Below are 16,184 nucleotides of genomic sequence, written 5' to 3' on the forward strand. Positions count from 1 at the left end.
ACACCTCACCGCCGCCGGAGCCGACAACGTACGGTTGACGCATGACGAGCATCGGTGGTGTCGAGATGGTCGACTGGAACCTCGCCGTGGCGACCGCAACCCGCTTCGTGCGGCCGGGCCCCGACGTGAGCCGGGACGAGGCGCGTGCCGTCGTCGCCGAACTGCGCAGGCATGCCAAATCCTCCGAAGAGCATGTGCGGTCCTTCACCCGGATGATCCCCGAAGGCCATGAGCCGCAGGACACCCCTGTCCTCGTCGTGGACCGGGCGGGCTGGGTCAAGGCGAATGTCGCGGGCTTCCGCGAGCTGCTCAAGCCGCTGCTGGACAAGATGCAGGAGCGCCGCTCCGGCAGCCCGGGCGGTGCGCTGGTCGGCGCGGTCGGCGGCAAGGTGACCGGCGTCGAGCTGGGCATGCTGCTGTCGTTCCTGGCCTCGAGGGTCCTCGGACAGTACGAGACCTTCGCACCCGCCACCCGCGAGCTGCCCGCCGGTCAGAACGGCGGCGGACGGCTGCTCCTCGTCGCCCCGAACATCGTCCATGTCGAGCGTGAACTCGAGGTCGACCCGCACGACTTCAGGCTCTGGGTCTGCCTGCACGAGGAGACCCACCGCACCCAGTTCACCGGTGTGCCGTGGCTTCGGGACCATCTCGAAGGCGAGATCCAGTCATTTCTCGGCGAGACCGAGGTCGACCCCATGACCGTTCTGGAGCGGCTCCGGGAGGCCGCCCAGTCCCTCTCCGGCGCCCGTCCCGAGGGCGAGGAGGACGAGGGCCGCTCCATCGTCGAGCTGGTGCAGACCCCGGCCCAGCGCGAGATCCTCAGTCGGCTGACCGCCGTGATGTCGCTGCTGGAAGGCCATGCGGACTTCGTGATGGACGGTGTCGGACCCGATGTCGTGCCGTCCGTCGCCGAGATCCGGGAGAAGTTCCAGCAGCGCAGGGCACGTGGCGCGAGCCGTCTCGACCAGGCGCTGCGCAAGCTCCTGGGGCTCGACGCCAAGCTGCGTCAGTACCGCGACGGCGAGCGCTTCGTGCGCTCCGTGGTCGAGGAGGTCGGTATGGAGGGATTCAACCGGGTCTGGACGTCTCCGAACACCCTCCCCACCAAGGCGGAGATCGCCAAACCGGCGGACTGGGTCGCGAGGGTGCACCGTAAAGCAGAGTCGTGATCGGGCGGCGTCCGACGGCAGAAGGACGCCCCCCTAATCACCCATCCGAGGGACCGTAGGCAATGGGTAGGCGTGCAATGCTCGGGTATCGGCCCGGTTCTGTCACCATCGACGCACTCTGAGTGACTGAACTTCCGTCCCGACTCCGACCGAGGCACCCCCCAACTTTCACGAAGGGCACCGGACATGGGTCCCCATCCTGCGGTCGCGGCGATACGCCTGGCGGTCCGCCGCGTACTCCACGACGTACTCACCGAACACTGCGAACGTGTCGCACGCTCCGTGGGCCACGCGGCTCCCGCGCGCTCCTCCGCGACCTCCCCCCTCCACCACGCGCCCTCAGGCGAGCAGCCGCTCGTCCTCGTGGCGTGCTCCGGCGGCGCCGACTCCATGGCCCTCGCCTCCGCCCTCGCCTTCGAGGCCCGCAAACTCTCCGTCCGGGCCGGGGGCATCACTGTCGACCACGGCCTCCAGGACGGTTCCGACCTCCGCGCCGCCGAAGTCGCCGCACGGCTCACCGCGCTGCAGCTCGACCCCGTCGATGCCATCGCCGTACGGGTCGGCCGCGAGGGCGGCCCCGAGGCCGCGGCCCGCGATGCCCGCTACGCCGCCCTCGACGACGCCGCAGAGCGCCATGGAGCCGCGGCCGTGCTGCTCGGCCACACGCGCGATGATCAAGCTGAAACCGTCCTGCTGGGACTCGCCCGCGGCTCCGGCATCCGCTCGCTCTCCGGAATGGCGGCCGTCTCGGGGGCGGCCGGCCGTTACCGCCGTCCCTTCCTCCAGCTCGACCGGCAGACCGCCCGCAAGGCCTGCATGGTCCAGTCGCTGCCCGTCTGGGACGACCCGCACAACGCCGACCCCGCCTACACCCGGTCCCGGCTGCGCCATGAGGGCCTGCCCGCCCTGGAGAAGGCGCTCGGCAAGGGCGTCGTCGAGGCCCTCGCCCGTACCGCGCAGCTGTCCCGCGACGACGCGGACGCCCTGGACACCTGGGCCGCCGACGTGGACTCCTCCGTACGTGACGACGCCGGGCGGCTCGAGTGCGCGAAGCTCTATGCGCTGCCGCCCGCCGTCCGCCGCCGGGTGCTGCGCCGGGCCGCCATCGAGGCCGGTGCGCCCGCCGGCTCGCTCTTCGCGCGGCACGTCGAGGAAGTCGACCGGCTGATCACGAGCTGGCGCGGTCAGGGGGCCATCAATTTGCCTGGGCGCGTCGAGGCACGGCGGCAGGGTGGCAGACTGGTCATCCGGCAAGGCTGACGCAGCTGCAGCGAATGCACAACGAAAGTGACCCGGGTGAACGAGAAGGACATGGGCACCGACCTCCAGTCGGTGCTTATCACCAAGGAAGAGATCGACGCGAAGCTGGCTGAACTGGCTGCGAAGATCGACGCGGAATACGCGGACAAGGACCTGCTCATCGTCGGTGTCCTCAAGGGCGCCGTGATGGTGATGGCGGACCTGGCGCGTGCGCTGTCCACCCCCGTCACGATGGACTGGATGGCGGTGTCGTCCTACGGCGCGGGCACCCAGTCCTCGGGCGTGGTCCGGATCCTCAAGGACCTGGACACCGACATCAAGGGCAAGCACGTCCTGATCGTCGAGGACATCATCGACTCCGGCCTCACGCTCTCGTGGCTGCTGTCGAACCTCGGTTCGCGCGAGCCGGCCTCCCTCGAGGTCTGCACTCTGCTGCGTAAGCCGGATGCCGCAAAGGTGGCGATCGACGTGAAGTGGATCGGCTTCGACATCCCGAATGAGTTCGTCATCGGGTACGGGCTGGACTATGCGGAGAAGTACCGCAATCTGCCATTTGTCGGCACACTCGCGCCGCACGTCTACGGCGGCTGACGCCGTCGGGAACCTCAGCCCCCTTCTCGCCGTTGGAGGATGGGAGGGCGGGTTTGTCAGCCGTACCGTGCGGTCGCGGTGACGATGCTGGGGTACCGTCCGAAGAACAGTCTTTTCTCACAGCAGCATTTACCTACGGGCAGGAGGGACGGGGCGATTTCGCTCCGTATGGATGGACGTGAAGCGATACTTCCGTGGGCCGGTCATGTGGATCGTGCTGGCCGTCCTCGCCGTGGTCGTGTTGATGCAGGTCGTCGGCTCGTCCGGCGGCTACAAGACGGTGGACACTGGCGAGGTCGTCCAGGCGATCGACAAGAACCAGGTCGACCAGGTCAAGCTGACCACCGGCGACGAACAGATCATCAAGGTCGATCTGAAGGACGGCCAGAAGGTCAAGGGCGGCGACAAGATCCAGGCCAGCTATATCGGCACCCAGGGTGCTGATCTTGCGGCCACTCTGCAAAAGAAGTACGAAGCGGGTGACATCGAGAAGGGTTACACCGTCTCGCCGTCGAAGCAGAGCCCGTTCGTCTCGGTGCTGCTCTCGCTGCTGCCCTTCGTCCTCATCGTCGTGGTCTTCCTGTTCCTGATGAATCAGATGCAGGGCGGCGGCTCCCGAGTCATGAACTTCGGGAAGTCCAAGGCCAAGCTGATCACCAAGGACACTCCGAAGACGACCTTCTCCGATGTGGCGGGGGCCGACGAGGCCGTCGAGGAACTCCACGAGATCAAGGAGTTCCTGCAGGAGCCGGCCAAGTTCCAGGCGGTCGGTGCCAAGATCCCGAAGGGTGTGCTGCTGTACGGCCCGCCCGGTACGGGCAAGACGCTGCTCGCTCGCGCCGTCGCGGGCGAGGCGGGCGTCCCCTTCTACTCGATCTCGGGTTCCGACTTCGTCGAGATGTTCGTCGGCGTCGGTGCCTCCCGAGTGCGTGACCTCTTCGAGCAGGCCAAGGCGAACGCCCCGGCGATCGTCTTCGTCGACGAGATCGACGCCGTCGGCCGGCACCGCGGTGCGGGTCTCGGCGGTGGCCACGACGAGCGCGAGCAGACGCTGAACCAGCTGCTCGTCGAGATGGACGGCTTCGACGTGAAGGGCGGCGTCATCCTGATCGCCGCCACCAACCGGCCGGACATCCTCGACCCGGCGCTGCTGCGCCCGGGCCGGTTCGACCGGCAGATCGCCGTCGACCGTCCCGATATGCAGGGCCGTCTGGAGATCCTCAAGGTCCACCAGAAGGGCAAGCCGGTCGCCCCGGACGTCGACCTGGGCGCCGTTGCCCGTCGTACGCCTGGCTTCACCGGCGCGGACCTGTCGAACGTGCTGAACGAAGCCGCGCTGCTCACCGCACGCGGCGACAAGAAGCTGGTCGACAACCACGCCCTGGACGAGGCGATCGACCGCGTCGTGGCGGGCCCGCAGAAGCGGACCCGGATCATGTCGGACAAGGAAAAGAAGATCACCGCGTACCACGAGGGCGGTCACGCCCTGGTCGCGGCGGCTTCGCCGAACTCCGACCCGGTCCACAAGATCACGATCCTGTCCCGTGGCCGTGCGCTCGGCTACACCATGGTCCTGCCGGATGAGGACAGGTACTCGACCACGCGCAACGAAATGCTCGACCAGCTGGCGTACATGCTGGGCGGGCGCGCGGCCGAGGAGCTCGTCTTCCACGACCCGACCACCGGTGCGGCCAACGACATCGAGAAGGCCACGACCACGGCCCGCGCGATGGTCACGCAGTACGGCATGACCGAGCGGCTCGGCGCGATCAAGTTCGGTGGCGACAACACCGAGCCGTTCCTGGGCCGTGAGATGGGTCACCAGCGCGACTACTCGGAAGAGGTTGCCGCGCTCGTCGACGAAGAGGTCAAGAAGCTCATCGAGACGGCGCACAACGAGGCCTGGGAGATCCTCGTCGAGAACCGCGACGTTCTCGACAACCTGGTCCTCCAGCTGCTGGAGAAGGAGACCCTCGGCAAGGAGCAGATCGCCGAGATCTTCGCGCCCCTCGTACGGCGCCCGGCCCGCCCCGCGTGGACCGGCTCCTCGAGGCGTACGCCGTCCACGCGGCCGCCGGTGCTCTCGCCGAAGGAGCTGGCGCTGACCAACGGCGCCGCCGGCTCCAATGGCGCCAACGGCGCGGTGCCGACGGATGCCGCTCCCGCTGTGGAGGCGGTCCCGGAGGAGCGTCCGGAAGCCTGACCCAGCCGGCGCTCCGGTCACACGGGGCCCGGAATGAATGCCGCGCCCCCCAGGTTTTAGCCTGGGGGGCGCGGCATTCTCGTATGCACGCACGCGAAAGCACAGGAACGAGGCACAGATGACCGACCCGGTGACGCTGGACGGCGAAGGCACGATCGGCGAGTTCGACGAGAAGCGGGCCGAGAACGCCGTACGCGAGCTCCTCATCGCGGTCGGGGAGGACCCGGACCGCGAGGGTCTGCGCGAGACGCCGGGCCGTGTGGCGCGCGCGTACAGGGAGCTCCTGGCCGGGCTGCGGCAGGAGCCCGAGGACGTCCTGACGACGACGTTCGATCTGGGGCACGACGAGATGGTCCTGGTGAAGGACATCGAAATCGTGTCTCTGTGCGAGCACCATCTGCTGCCGTTCCATGGAGTTGCCCACGTCGGCTACATCCCGGCCGACACGGGCAAGATCACGGGCCTGTCGAAGCTGGCCCGCCTCGTCGATGTGTTTGCCCGTCGGCCGCAGGTGCAGGAACGACTCACCACGCAGATCGCGGACTCGCTGATGCGCATCCTCGAGGCGCGCGGCGCGATCGTGGTCATCGAGGCGGAGCACATGTGCATGTCGGTCCGGGGCATCCGCAAGCCCGGCGCCAAGACGACCACGTCGGCGGTGCGCGGTCAGCTGCGTGACGCCACCACGCGCGCCGAGGCGATGAGCCTGATACTGGCGCGATAGCCGGTGGGTCAGTGGCCCGATACCGTCCTGGATCAGTGAGTTGATCGATGATCCAGGCGGATAGCGACGGGGTGCAGGCTTCCGGGCAAGCAGAGGGTGAACGTGGCCGGCGGGCGCGGACCGGCCCCCAGGGCCGGTTGCGCGCCGCTCACGACGCCGGTGCCCTGTTTTCGTCGTCGTCCTCAGGGAGTTTGCAGACCCGCTCCAGGAAGAACGCCGCCGCGATCACTGCGATGCCCGCGACCACCGAGAAGCCCGCGTAGATCGCCTGGTCCCGGCGCGCCGGGATGTCCAGGGAGCCCAGCAGGAACACGCCCGTCCCGCCGTACAACCCGCAGACCAGCGCCGCCACGAGAGCGCTCGCCTGGCCGAAGACCACCGCGCGCGCCGCCATCAGCGGCTCCACGCCCTTCGCACCGGGGCGCCGCTCGCGCTGTGCCTTCAGGCGGGCGCGGAGCGAGAGCGCGGTCGCGGTGAGGATCACCGCGATCACCGCCAGCACGATCGGCGCGGCCAGCGGCACGCTCGGCAGTGTGCCGAACGATTCCCAGAGCCGTGCGCCGCCCCAGCTCAGTACTCCCGCCACGATGAAGAGACCGGCCAGTACTCCGAGCCGCAGTTGCTTCACCCAGCGCCCCGCATTCTGTGTGTCGTGTGTCGTGTGCCATAAGGGCCCGAAGAGCCTAACGACTAGTCGGGCAGACGGAGTTCCAGGTCGGCTCGGGGAAGCACACCGTCCTGGCCGACGCCGGCCAGCAGTTCGACGACCGGGCCGCGGCCCGGCAGCTGTGCCTCCGGCTCCACGTCGTACCACGGGGCGAGTACGAAGGCGCGCTGATGTGCCCGCGGATGGGGAAGGGTGAGCAGCGGGTCGTCCGAGACGACATCCGCGTACGCCACGATGTCGACGTCGATCGTGCGCGGACCCCAGCGCTCCTCCCGGACCCGCTCGAAGGCTTCTTCGATGGCCTGTCCGCGCTCCAGCAGGGAGGACGGGGGCAGTGTGGTCTTGATCACGACCACCGCGTTGAAGTACGAGGGCTGGCTGCCGGGAGCGACGCCCCACGGCTCCGTCTCGTACACCGGAGAGACCGCCTTGACCCGGAGGCCCGGCGTGTCCTCGAGTGCGTCGATCGCGCCCTGGAGCGTCTCCAGGCGGTTGCCCAGGTTGGAGCCGAGAGAGATCACGGCCCGTTTCGGATTGGACAGCGTGACGTCGGCCGCGTCGACCTGTTCCACCACGGAGGCGGGCACCGGCTGCACGGTCGGGTCGCTCTGCGTCCAGTCCGAGGGGAACGACGAAGAAACGGTCATACTCGGCTCCGGGTGATCGTGATGGTCACGTCGTCAAAGGGCACGGTGATCGGGGCGTCCGGCTTGTGCACGACCACCTCGACCTCTTCCACGCCGTCGTGCTTGAGGCACTGCTGGGCGATCCGCTCGGCCAGGGTCTCGATGAGGTCGACGGGCTCGCCCTCGACGACGGCGACGACCTCCTCGGCCACAATGCCGTAGTGCACGGTCTTCGCCAGGTCGTCGCCGGCCGCGGCGGGGCGGGTGTCGAGGCCCAGCACCAGGTCCACGATGAAGGTCTGCCCTTCCTCGCGCTCCCGGGGGAAGACGCCATGGTGCCCGCGGGCTTTGAGGCCGCGCAGCGCGACACGATCCACGCGAATCACTCCTGCTGTCGTTGGTTGCGGGCACACAGCCACGTGCGGGTGGCTCGGTGTCCCCATTCGAATCTACCTGCGGGCACCGACAGTGCTAGCCCACGGGGGTTGTGGAAAGGCATGTCGCGAGGCTGGTAGCCGCCCTACCCGGGACCCGGATTTCCAATCCCCAAGAGTCCGCTCACCTACTCAAGAAGGGGTCTCGTCGTCCTCTTCGTCGTCGCTTTCCGTCAGGACGGGTGAACCGTGATGTGACCAGATCTTCCATCCGTCCGATGTGCGGCGAAACACATTGGTGGCTACGACGAGTTGCCCGACGAGCGGTCCGAGCGCGCCGCTCTCCTCGGCCGGGCCGCCGCTGAGGATGTTCTCGGTGCAGGTCACCAGCGCGGTGTCGCCGGCCAGGCTCACCGTCACATCGGTGAGGAAGAACTGGATGTACTCGGTGTTCGCCATGATCAGCGCGTACGAGCGGAGCACCTCGCCGCGGCCCGAGAGCACCGGCCAGCCGGGGTGGATGCACGAGATGTCGTCCTCGAGCCAGAGACCGGAGAGTTCCTCGAAGTCTCCGCGCTCCATCGTCTCGTAGAACGTGGTGTTGGCCTCTTCGACCAGCTCTACGTCGGTGCGGCTCACCGGGCGGCCTCGACGGCCCGCGCGACGCGGACGGCGTCGGCCGTCGCCCGTACTTCATGGACCCGCACCGCCCACGCGCCCTCGTGCGCCGCGATCGCGGAGACCGCGGCCGTGGCGGCGTCGCGCTCCCGGGCCGGCGGCGGTGCGCCCTCCCTCGCCAGTACGCGGCCGAGGAACCGTTTGCGGGAGGCGGCGACCAGTACGGGGCGGCCCAGGGCGCGCAGTTCGCGGAGGTGGGCGACGAGGGCGAGGTCGTGCTCGGCCTGCTTGGCGAAGCCGAGGCCCGGGTCGATGACGAGGCGTTCGGGCGGGATGCCGCCGGCGATGACGGCGTCCATACGCTCGCGCAGTTCGGCGACGACCTCGGTGACCACGTCCGCGTACACGGCGCGGCTGTTCATGTCCTGGCTGAAGCCGCGCCAGTGCATGACCACGAAGGGGACTCCGGCCGCGGCGACCGCCGGGACCATGCGGGGGTCGGCGAGGCCGCCGCTCACGTCGTTGACGAGCACCGCGCCGGCCGCGACGGCCTGCTCGGCGACGGTGGCGCGCATGGTGTCCACGGAGACGGTGACGCCTTCGGCCGACAGGCCGCGTACGACGGGTAGGACCCGCCGCAGCTCCTCGTCCTCGTCCACCCGGCTGGCACCCGGCCTGGTGGACTCGCCGCCGACGTCGACGAGGTCGGCGCCCTCGGTGACGAGATCGAGGCCGCGCTTGACCGCGGCGGTGGTGTTGAACCAGCGGCCGCCGTCGGAGAAGGAATCGGGCGTCACATTGACGACTCCCATGACCGCACAGCGATCCCACTCCGGCAGGCCGTCTGCCCTGCCCCGTTCACGCAACGTACTCATACGCCCAGCCTAGGCCCGCCGGGCGGGGCGGAAGTCACGCCGGTGGGCCGGGGAGGGGTCGGCCGCATCCGCCGGCCCCCGGCTGTGGGGTACGGGATACGCCCACAGCCAACGGCTCGGGTCTCACGCCGCGCGGACCTCGTGTTCTGCCTTGTGGATGGTGGTGTGCGCGCAGGGGCGCGGCTGGCGGGCCGGGCGGTGGCGCGGGAAGAGGCGGGGGAGCGCGACGTTCACGAAGCCCTCCGCCTGCATCGCGGCGAAACCTATCCGGGGCAGGTCACGCGTGTTGCGGAAGACCACGAAGCGCGGCTCCCAGCGTGGCTGGAACTTCGCGTTGAACTTGTACAGCGACTCGATCTGGAACCAGCGGGACAGGAAGACGAGCAGGCCGCGCCACATCCGCAGCACCGGGCCCGCGCCGATCTTCTCGCCACGGGCGAGCGCCGACCGGAACATCGCGAAGTTTAGTGAGACCCGCTCGATCTTCAGCCCGGGAGAGGCCTGCAGCGCTGCGACGATCAGCAGTTCGTTCATGCCGGGGTCGGCGGAGCGGTCGCGGCGCATCAGCTCCAGGGACATACCGTCCGCGCCCCACGGAACGAAGTGGATGATCGCCTTCAGGTCGCCGTACGGAGAGTCGGCGTCTTCCTTGTGCGCGGTGGCGATCACGGCGTCGCCGTCGGCCGGGTCGCCTATCCGGCCCAGCGCCATCGAGAAGCCGCGCTCGGTGTCGGTGCCGCGCCAGGCCGCCGCGGCCTGCCGGATCTGCTCGAGCTCCTGGTCGGAGAGGTCACGAGCGCGCCGTACCCGGGTTTCGTAGCCATTGCGCTCGATGCGCTTCACCATCTGACGCACGTTTCGCATCGCGCGCCCGGTGAGGGAGAAATCCGCGACGTCCACCACCGCCTCGTCACCCAGCTCCAGCGCGTCCAGACCGGTCTCCCGGGTCCAGACCTCGCCGCCGGTCTCCGAGCAGCCCATCACCGCCGGGGTCCAGGAGTGCGCCTTGGCCTCGTCCATGAAGCGCTCGATGGCGCCGGGCCAGGCCTCGACGTCGCCGATCGGGTCGCCGCTGGCGAGCATCACGCCGGAGACCACGCGGTAGGTGACGGCGGCCTTGCCGCTCGGGGAGAAGACGACGGCCTTGTCGCGGCGGAGCGCGAAGTGGCCCAGTGAGTCCCGGCCACCGTGCCTGGTGAGCAGGTCACGCAGACGGTTCTCGTCGTCCTCGGTGAGGCGCGCGGCCGGGTGCTCCGGGCGGAAGGCGAGATAGATGGTGGTGACGGCGGTCAGCAGACCGAGCGCGCCGAGAGAGTAGCCGACCGTCCAGGACACCCCGTCGCCGTAGTCGACGGGACCCTCGAAGCCGAAGAGTCCGTACAGGACGTGCTCGAGGCGGTCGGTGAGGCTGGGGCTGCCGACCTCGTTGCCGGGGTGCACGCTGACGATGACCAGGCCGAGGCCCAGCGAACCGGCGCCCATGAGGATGAAGTTGGCGAGCGCCTTCCAGCGGCTGCGTGGGTCGGGCAGCGCTGCGAATTCGCCCCGGTGGCGCAGCAGCAGCGTCAGCAGCACCAGCGAGACCAGCGCGCCGATCACCGAGTGGCGGTAGACGAACTGCCCCACGGCCCCGGCGGGCAGCAGAATCACCGCGGCCCGCCAGGCGCGGCGCTTGTGGCGCTTGAGCCCGTGGGCGAGCAGGAGCAGAAGTACGCCGGCGCAGAGTGAGAGCGCCGCGGCGAACGGGCCGGTGGACCCCGGCAGCACCTCGGCGAGTGTGTGCATCCGACTGTGCCGGAAACGGGGAAAGACCCCGGCGGCAACGTCGATCAGGCCGACGAGCGTGCAGGCCGTGCCGACCAGCGCAGGGACCGCCTCCGGTCGGGGGCCGCGCAACACGCGACGTACCCGATCCGGAACCAATCCTGATTTGTCCCCATCTACCGTTGCAGACATCGCTTCCCGTGATTCCGCGAGAGATCCTGTGTCCGTGAGCCTCATGTGAGTGGCTGCGGACGATTTGCTCTCTCTAGGACGGGACTTCCGGGGGGCGGGTTCACTCATTCACAGGAAATTCTCAAGGAAGAAAGCTCACGCGACTCATGGGTCTGACCAGTAACAAAGTCCTGGCCTTGGCGATCATCGTGGCCGTGCTGCTGTTTGCGACCACCGTCTGGCTCTGGCCGCGGCTCTCGCGCCGCAGCTGGCGTGCCGTGACGGGCAGGGTCGGGCTGCTGCTGGCGACCCAGCTCGCGCTCTTCAGTGCCGTCGGCCTCGCGGCCAACAACTCCTTCCTCTTCTACGGCTCTTGGTCCGACCTCTTCGGTCAGGAACAGGACATGGGTGTGGTGGTGGACCACTCGGCCGACGGCAAGCGCGTCAAGGTTGTCGGCACGCAGAAGCTGGATGTTCCGGGCGGCTCGCGGCCCGCGACGGGCGGTCAGATACAAAAGGTCGTCGTGGTGGGCGAAAAGTCGAAGATCGACAGCCCTGCGTACGTCTATCTGCCGCCGGAGTATTTCCAGGCGAAATACGAGAAGAGCACATTTCCGGCATCCGTCGTGCTGACCGGATACCCGGGAACCGCGGAGAACCTGCTCAAGGGCCTGAAGTACCCGAGGACGGCCTTCATGCAGGCCAAGGAAGGCAAGATGCGGCCGATGATCCTGGTGATGCTGCGGCCGACCGTCGCGCCGCCGCGGGACACCGAGTGCGTGGACGTACCGGACGGGCCGCAGACGGAGACCTTCTTCGCCAAGGATCTGCCGAAGGCGATCTCGGAGACGTACCGGGTCGGGACCAAGCCGCGGAACTGGGGCTTCATCGGGAATTCCACCGGTGGTTACTGCGCACTGAAGATCGCGATGCACCACCCGGAGCAGTTCGGGGCGAGCGCGGGCCTCTCCGCGTACTACAAGGCCGCCGACGACCCGACGACCGGTGATCTCTTCCACGGCAGGAAGAAGGAGAAGAGCCGGGCCAATCTGCTGTGGAGCCTGGACCACCTGCCGCAGGGGAAGTCGTCCTTCCTGGTCACGACCTCGAAGGCGGGCGAGGCGAACCTCAAGGCGACGCTGGCCTTCATCAAGAAGGTGAAGTCGCCCGCGCGCGTCTCGTCGATCACGCTCGACAGCGGCGGGCACAACTTCAACACCTGGCGGCGCGAGATTCCGCCGGCGCTGACCTGGATCAGCGGCAGGCTCAGTGCTTCGTAGGCCTGAGCGCTTCGCAGAGCTGAGAGCTGCCAGGTCTCAGCGCCTCGCAAGGCTCGGAGTGTCGTTGACCTCAGCGCCTCGCAAGGCCCGGAGCGTCGTCGGTCTCAGGGCTTCGCAAGGCCCGGAGCGTCGTTGGGCTCAGGGCTTCGCAAGGCTCGGAGCGTCGTCGGTCTCAGGTCGTCTTGACCGTTTCGATCGTCTCCAGCGCGACTTCGGTGCGCGGGATGTCCTGCGCGTCCGCGTCGATGGAGCGGCGCAGGGCCTCGTGCAGCCGCGCCGGTGTGAGGACGCCGAGGAAGCGCCCGGTCTCCTCCTCGTCGATGACCGCGATCCAGCCCGCGTCGTGCTGGAGCATGGTGGAGAACGCCTGCTTGAGCGAGGCGCCGACCGGCAGCCACGCCTCCATCCGGCGGGCGTGTTCGCGTACGGATCCCGTCGCGCCGGTCTGCTCGGCCGAGATCCAGCCGTGCAGATTGTCCTCGGCGTCCAGGACGACGGCCCAGCGGGAGCCGAGCTTGTGGGGCAGCGGGTCGTCGAGATGGACGACCGGCGGCTGCTCCAGATCACCCTTCTCGATAGGGGTGACCGAGAGGCGCTTGAGACCGCGGTCGGCGCCGACGAAGTCCGCGACGTACGGGGTGGCGGGGGTGCCGAGCACCGCCGCCGGTACGTCGAACTGCTCGATCCGCCCCTGGCCGTAGACGGCGATACGGTCGCCGAGGCGGACGGCCTCCTCGATGTCGTGGGTGACGAAGAGCACGGTCTTGCGGACCTGGGACTGAAGTCTCAGGAACTCGTTCTGCAGATGCTCGCGCACCACCGGGTCCACCGCCCCGAACGGCTCGTCCATCAGCAGCACGGGCGGGTCGGCCGCCAGCGCCCGGGCCACACCGACGCGCTGGCGCTGACCGCCGGAGAGCTGCTCGGGGTAGCGGTCGCCGTAGACGGACGGGTCGAGGCCGACCAGGTCGAGGAGTTCGGCGGCGCGCTCACGGCCCTTGCCGCGCTTCCAGCCGAGGAGATGGGGGACGGTCGCGGTGTTCTCCAGGACCGTTTTGTGCGGGAAAAGACCGACCTGCTGGATCACATAGCCGATACGGCGCCGCAGTTGGACCGGATCGATGGCGGATATGTCGTTCCCGTCCAGGAATATCCGGCCGCTGCTCGGCTCGATAAGGCGATTGACCATCTTCATGGTCGTGGTCTTCCCGCAGCCGGACGGTCCGACGAGCGTGACCAGTTCGCCCTCGGCGACCTCGAACGACAGGTCGTCGACCGCCGTCGTCCCGTCCGGGTACCGCTTGGTGACCTGCTCGAAACGGATCATGGTTCCCCATTGTGACGGGTGTTGTGTGAAAGCCATATTGCTGCAATGTGGCGGCCCTCGGCGATTGTCAGTGGTCGGGGATATGGTCGCCAGACATACGTTCGGCACCGCCGGGGAGGTGGGGGGCATGAGTACGCAGCAGGCTGCGCAGAGCTGTCTGGCGGCCAATGACTGGATCTGCGGGGAGTACCTCCGCACCCGCAGCCAGGAATTGACCGATGCCACGATTCAGCATGTCTGGATCACCGTGGTGTCGGTTCTGATCGGTCTTGCCGTCGCGTTTCCGCTGGCGCTGCTCGCCCGCGCCGCACCGCGGTTCGCGGGCCCGGTCCTCGGACTCACGACGCTGCTCTACACCATCCCGTCGCTGGCGATGTTCTCTCTGCTGCTGCCGGTATTCGGGCTCTCGGCGGCGCTGGTGGTGACCGGCCTGGTGCTGTACTCGCTCACCATCGTCGTACGGAACATCATGGCCGGACTCGACGCGGTGCCCGACGAGGCGCGGGAGGCCGCGCGCGGGATGGGGTACGGATCGGGCCGGCTGCTCTGGGAGGTTGAACTTCCCCTCGCGTTGCCCGCGTTGATGGCGGGCCTGCGCATCGCGACCGTCTCGACGGTCGCGCTGACGACGGTCGGCGCGCTGGTCGGCAAGGGCGGTCTCGGCAATCTCATAGACGACGGCGTGCAGACCACCTTCAAGGCGCAGGTGCTGACCGCATCCGTGCTCTGCGTGCTGCTGGCGGCCGTAGCCGATGTGCTGCTGCTCGGCGCGCAGCGGTTGCTGACGCCCTGGACCCGCATACGCCCGGCGAACCGAATACGCACGGCGAAGGGCACGAACTGATGGGGGTAGTGGCCGACGCGTGGACCTGGCTCACCACCGGCTCCAACTGGTCGGGGGAGAGCGGCGCCTGGCACCGCCTGGGCGAGCATGTGTACGTCAGCGGGGTGGCTCTCCTACTGGCCTGCGCGATCGCCCTGCCTGTCGCGCTGTGGCTGGGGCACCTCGGCAAGGGAGGCGCACTCGCGGTCAACATCTCCAACGCCGGCCGGGCGATCCCGGTCTTCGCGGTCCTCGCCCTCTTCATGCTCACACCGCTGCGCAGCGCCGGCTATCTGCCGACGATCATCGCCCTGGTGCTCTTCGCCGTGCCTCCGCTGCTGACCAACGCCTATGTCGGTATGCGGGAAGTCGACCGGGCGGTGGTGGAGGCAGCTCGCGGGATGGGGATGTCCGGCGGCCAGCTCTTCCTGCGGGTCGAGCTTCCCCTCGCCTACCCGCTGCTCATGACCGGGCTGAGGTCCGCCGCGGTCCAGGTGGTGGCCACGGCCACCATCGCCTCGATGGTGGGCCAGGGCGGCCTGGGCCGGATCATCACCGCCGGCTTCAACACGTACAACACCCCGCAGGTCGTCGCGGGCGCGCTCCTCGCGGCGCTTCTCGCGCTGCTGGTGGAAGGCGTGCTGGTGGCGGCCGACCGGCTGCTGAACCCCCTGCGTAAGACCGCGTCGTCCGTGTGACGACGCTCAACCCTTTGCTGTGGACGGAGAACCTGATGATCAAGACCTCGCGCATCGCGGGCGCGGTACTCGGTGTGGTGGCCCTGACGGGTTCTCTCGCCGCATGCGGTGGCGACAGCCTGGAGAAGGGCAAGGGTGGCTCCGCATCGGCCGGTGGGGCGGGCACGAAAGGCAGGCTCGTCGTCGGCGCTGCGTCCTTCACCGAGTCCAAGGTGCTCGCCGAGCTGTATGCGCAGATCCTGGCCGACGCCGGCTACAAGACGTCCGTCACCACGGTGAAGAACCGTGAGTTGTACGAGCCCTCGCTGGAGAAGGGCGAGATCGACGTCGTACCGGAATACGCCGCGACGGCCGCCGAATTCCTCAACGCGAAGGTGAACGGGCCGAAGGCGCCCGACGAGAAGCCGGTGGCATCCAGCGATGTCACCGCCACCGTGGCGGCGCTTACGAAGCTCGCCGGGCCGCGCGGACTGAAGGTGCTTCCCGCCGGTGCGGCCGTCGACCAGAACGCCTTCGCGGTGAGCAAGGAATTCGCCGGGAAGAACAAGCTCAAGACGCTTTCCGATCTTGGGAAGTCGAAGCTGAAGGTGAAGATCGCGGCAGGCGACGAGTGCGAGGTGCGGCCGTTCTGCGCACCGGGTCTGAAGAAGACGTACGGCATCGACGTCTCGGGTATCGACCCCAAGGGAGTCGGCACCCCGCAGTCGAAGCAGGCGGTCAAGGACGGTGACGACCAGCTTGTGCTGACCACCACCACGGACGCGGTGCTCGACGGCCTGGTCTTCCTGGAGGACGACAAGAAGCTCCAGAACGCCGACAACGTCCTTCCGGTGGTCAATGCCAAGGACGCGGGCGCCAAGGAGATAGCCGACGCGCTCGACAAGCTCACCAAGGCGCTGACGACCGAGGATCTTGCCGAGTTGAACCGCAAGGTCGACGCCGAGCGCGCGAAGCCCGAGGACGCGGCGAAGGCCTATCTGGAGTCCAAGGGCTTGCTCAAGAAGTAGAGACGGG

Annotated in this window: 16 protein-coding genes; 9 read left to right on the top strand and 7 right to left on the bottom strand. The window is 68.5% G+C overall.

All coding sequences use genetic code 11. The features are described 5' to 3' along the window. The first annotated feature begins 41 nt into the window (after positions 1-41). The 5 genes from OG966_RS22940 (at position 42) to folE (ending at position 5,947) form a co-directional block, all read left to right on the top strand. Entirely contained in the window at positions 42-1,169 is a 1,128-nt protein-coding gene (locus OG966_RS22940; RefSeq protein ID WP_326651658.1) for a zinc-dependent metalloprotease, read from the top strand. 186 nt (positions 1,170-1,355) lie between these two features. Then, on the top strand, positions 1,356-2,429 hold the full coding sequence (gene tilS / locus OG966_RS22945; RefSeq protein WP_326651659.1) for a tRNA lysidine(34) synthetase TilS: 1,074 nt from the start codon (positions 1,356-1,358) through the stop codon (positions 2,427-2,429). Between the two features lie 51 nt (positions 2,430-2,480). Beyond that, complete coding sequence (gene hpt, locus OG966_RS22950) at positions 2,481-3,020, top strand: hypoxanthine phosphoribosyltransferase (protein WP_326655330.1); 540 nt, start codon at positions 2,481-2,483, stop codon at positions 3,018-3,020. 172 nt (positions 3,021-3,192) lie between these two features. Then, complete coding sequence (gene ftsH, locus OG966_RS22955) at positions 3,193-5,223, top strand: ATP-dependent zinc metalloprotease FtsH (protein ID WP_326651660.1); 2,031 nt, start codon at positions 3,193-3,195, stop codon at positions 5,221-5,223. Positions 5,224-5,341: 118 nt separating this feature from the next. Next, positions 5,342-5,947: a GTP cyclohydrolase I FolE gene (folE, locus tag OG966_RS22960; protein WP_326651661.1), complete on the top strand. Its 606-nt coding sequence runs from the start codon at positions 5,342-5,344 to the stop codon at positions 5,945-5,947. 148 nt (positions 5,948-6,095) lie between these two features. Here folE and OG966_RS22965 read toward each other — a convergent pair whose 3' ends face one another. From OG966_RS22965 to OG966_RS22990, 6 genes are all read right to left on the bottom strand, one after another. After that, complete coding sequence (locus OG966_RS22965) at positions 6,096-6,575, bottom strand: DUF3180 domain-containing protein (RefSeq protein ID WP_326651662.1); 480 nt, start codon at positions 6,573-6,575, stop codon at positions 6,096-6,098. Between the two features lie 62 nt (positions 6,576-6,637). Next, complete coding sequence (gene folK, locus OG966_RS22970) at positions 6,638-7,261, bottom strand: 2-amino-4-hydroxy-6-hydroxymethyldihydropteridine diphosphokinase (RefSeq protein ID WP_326651663.1); 624 nt, start codon at positions 7,259-7,261, stop codon at positions 6,638-6,640. Beyond that, positions 7,258-7,617, bottom strand: coding sequence for a dihydroneopterin aldolase (gene folB / locus OG966_RS22975; RefSeq protein WP_326651664.1), 360 nt, complete (start codon positions 7,615-7,617; stop codon positions 7,258-7,260). The genes folK and folB overlap by 4 nt, the downstream gene beginning before the upstream one ends. A 189-nt stretch (positions 7,618-7,806) precedes the next feature. Beyond that, positions 7,807-8,253, bottom strand: a complete 447-nt coding sequence (locus tag OG966_RS22980; RefSeq protein WP_326651665.1) for a nuclear transport factor 2 family protein — start codon at positions 8,251-8,253, stop codon at positions 7,807-7,809. Next, positions 8,250-9,107: a dihydropteroate synthase gene (gene folP, locus OG966_RS22985; protein WP_326651666.1), complete on the bottom strand. Its 858-nt coding sequence runs from the start codon at positions 9,105-9,107 to the stop codon at positions 8,250-8,252. The genes OG966_RS22980 and folP overlap by 4 nt, the downstream gene beginning before the upstream one ends. A 123-nt stretch (positions 9,108-9,230) precedes the next feature. Continuing rightward, positions 9,231-11,063 carry a phosphatidylglycerol lysyltransferase domain-containing protein gene (locus OG966_RS22990; RefSeq protein ID WP_326651667.1) on the bottom strand — a complete coding sequence of 611 codons (1,833 nt, stop codon included), beginning with the start codon at positions 11,061-11,063 and terminating at the stop codon, positions 9,231-9,233. A gap of 146 nt (positions 11,064-11,209) precedes the next feature. Between OG966_RS22990 and OG966_RS22995 the strand changes: the two genes are divergently transcribed. Further along, positions 11,210-12,322, top strand: coding sequence for an alpha/beta hydrolase (locus tag OG966_RS22995; RefSeq protein WP_326651668.1), 1,113 nt, complete (start codon positions 11,210-11,212; stop codon positions 12,320-12,322). A gap of 172 nt (positions 12,323-12,494) precedes the next feature. On the opposite strand, the gene OG966_RS23000 is transcribed toward OG966_RS22995, so the two are convergent. Then, positions 12,495-13,649 (bottom strand): ABC transporter ATP-binding protein, encoded by a 1,155-nt coding sequence (locus OG966_RS23000; protein ID WP_326651669.1) that lies wholly within the window; start codon positions 13,647-13,649, stop codon positions 12,495-12,497. 127 nt (positions 13,650-13,776) lie between these two features. Here OG966_RS23000 and OG966_RS23005 point away from each other — a divergent pair, with 127 nt between their 5' ends. From OG966_RS23005 to OG966_RS23015, 3 genes are read left to right on the top strand one after another with little or no spacing between them, the layout of a single operon-like run. Further along, positions 13,777-14,493 (top strand): ABC transporter permease, encoded by a 717-nt coding sequence (locus tag OG966_RS23005; protein ID WP_326651670.1) that lies wholly within the window; start codon positions 13,777-13,779, stop codon positions 14,491-14,493. Then, entirely contained in the window at positions 14,493-15,170 is a 678-nt protein-coding gene (locus OG966_RS23010; RefSeq protein ID WP_326651671.1) for an ABC transporter permease, read from the top strand. Before OG966_RS23005 ends, OG966_RS23010 begins: the two co-directional genes overlap by 1 nt. Before the next feature lie 35 nt (positions 15,171-15,205). Then, positions 15,206-16,177 carry an ABC transporter substrate-binding protein gene (locus OG966_RS23015; RefSeq protein ID WP_326651672.1) on the top strand — a complete coding sequence of 324 codons (972 nt, stop codon included), beginning with the start codon at positions 15,206-15,208 and terminating at the stop codon, positions 16,175-16,177. The last annotated feature ends 7 nt before the right edge of the window (positions 16,178-16,184 follow it).

The sequence above is a fragment of the Streptomyces sp. NBC_01750 genome (assembly GCF_035918095.1).
Lineage (GTDB): Bacteria > Actinomycetota > Actinomycetes > Streptomycetales > Streptomycetaceae > Streptomyces.